At 33.6% G+C, this 1,714-nt stretch carries 5 protein-coding genes; all 5 read left to right on the top strand.

Annotated features, from left to right (window positions below; genetic code table 11):
• Nucleotides 1-310 precede the first annotated feature (310 nt).
• Entirely contained in the window at nt 311-478 is a 168-nt protein-coding gene (locus WAO56_RS00630) for a hypothetical protein (protein ID WP_422146180.1), read from the top strand.
• Nucleotides 478-885, top strand: coding sequence for a RusA family crossover junction endodeoxyribonuclease (locus tag WAO56_RS00625; protein WP_422146179.1), 408 nt, complete (start codon nt 478-480; stop codon nt 883-885). The genes WAO56_RS00630 and WAO56_RS00625 overlap by 1 nt, the downstream gene beginning before the upstream one ends.
• Nucleotides 886-911: 26 nt before the next feature.
• Nucleotides 912-1,091, top strand: a complete 180-nt coding sequence (locus WAO56_RS00620) for a hypothetical protein (RefSeq protein ID WP_422146178.1) — start codon at nt 912-914, stop codon at nt 1,089-1,091.
• Nucleotides 1,081-1,521 carry a dUTP diphosphatase gene (dut, locus tag WAO56_RS00615; protein WP_422146177.1) on the top strand — a complete coding sequence of 147 codons (441 nt, stop codon included), beginning with the start codon at nt 1,081-1,083 and terminating at the stop codon, nt 1,519-1,521. Before WAO56_RS00620 ends, dut begins: the two co-directional genes overlap by 11 nt.
• Nucleotides 1,518-1,714: single-stranded DNA-binding protein (locus WAO56_RS00610; protein WP_422146176.1), on the top strand; the 197-nt coding region annotated here is incomplete at its 3' end. The genes dut and WAO56_RS00610, both read left to right, overlap by 4 nt.

The raw sequence follows: 1,714 nt of genomic DNA, 5'->3' as shown, positions 1-1,714 counted from the left end.
GTGGGAAATATGGAGAAACGCTTAAGTTAGATCCGGATGAATTATTGGAAGCGACGGTGGGAAATCTTGAATTTGCAATAATCGTTGAAACGTATGAAGAATTAAAAAAAGAACTAGAAAAAAGGAATGAGTAATGAAATTTTTAGCAGAAGTAGAACATATAATAACCACTTTTGATAATAAAATGCATCTAACATTTGATGGCTGTAATGCAAGAACTAGGACCAACGGTTGATGATATGGCGGAAAGATATTTGTAATTATCGTAAATTATCGTACAACAAAACAACCCCATGACAGGAGGAAGAAAATGACAAAAGAAGTTAAACATTTAGTAGCTAAGTATTTTGATCACTACTTAGAAGATGAAAGATACTTTGATACAGAAGAGAAAGCAAAAGAGTTTGCAAAAGAAATGAATAAAAAACTAAGAAACAGATACAAAACTTACTGGGAGTATAGAGGAGCAGTGGAATAATGGCAAAAATAATAATTGAAGGTAATCCAGTAGCAAAAGGCAGACCTCGATTTACTAAAAGAGGATTTGCCTATACTCCTGCTAAAACCAAGTCAGCAGAAGAGGCAATAGCTTGGGCATGGAAAGAGATTACCAAAAATAACATTTACTTAGAAAACAAACCGATTAGGCTACACATAGATTTTTACAGAGAGATACCAAAAAGCACTAGCAAGAAACGTAAAATTATGATGGAAAACAAAGAGATATTACCGACTGTTAAGCCAGATATCGACAATTATCTAAAGCTAGTCTTAGATGGATTAAACGGAATAGCTTACAAAGACGATAACTTGATATGTGATTTAAGAACAAGAAAGTTTTATTCTGAAAATCCAAGAATTGAAATAGAAATGAGTGAGATATGAACACAGATAAATTAATCCGAGACAGAATGAAAGATTTAGGACTTAAATATGAAAGAGTATTCAATGTTGGTGAGGATAGCTTCATAATAACAACTTATAATCAAGTGCTTAAAGAAGCATATGATAAAAAAGGATGGCCAGTTTGGATTAAGGCTGGAAGAGCGGAGAAGTTATTGGAAGAGTTGGAGGAAAGTAATGGAAAATAAAATACAAGTAAAATACCTAAGACAATATCAACATGATTTAAAACCAGCTAAAAGTGGTGATGCTGGAATAGATATAGTAGCGTGCAGAGACGTAATTATAAATGCACTTGAAACAAAATTAATAGGAACTTATTTAAAAGTTGAAATACCTAAAGGTTATTACGGAAGATTGGTAGGAAGAAGTAGTTTACATATGGAAGGGCTACACGTTAATGAGGGAATTATAGATAGTGGGTACAGAGGAGAAGTTAAAGTATCAATGACTAATTTATCTATAAAACCACCTTTTAAAGAGATAAAGAAGGGAACAAGAGTAGCACAACTAATTATACAAAAGTGTGAAGATGTAGAATTTATACCAGTTGGGAGATTAGAGAATTCAGAACGTGGTAATAATGGATTTGGAAGTACGGGGAGATGTGCTAAATGAATAACGTAATTTTAATAGGCAGGCTTACAAGAGAACCGGAATTAAGATATACAGCAGGAACGGGTATTGCTATGTGTAGATTTACATTAGCAGTAGATAGAGGACTTAGCAGAGATAAAAAGCATGAGGCAGAGAGCAAAGGACAACCAACAGCTGATTTTATAGGTTGTATTGCTTGGGGCAAAACAGCAGA

This window comes from Miniphocaeibacter sp. (assembly GCF_049276255.1).
Classification (GTDB): domain Bacteria; phylum Bacillota; class Clostridia; order Tissierellales; family Peptoniphilaceae; genus Miniphocaeibacter.
This window is presented reverse-complemented; position numbering and strand designations above follow the sequence as displayed.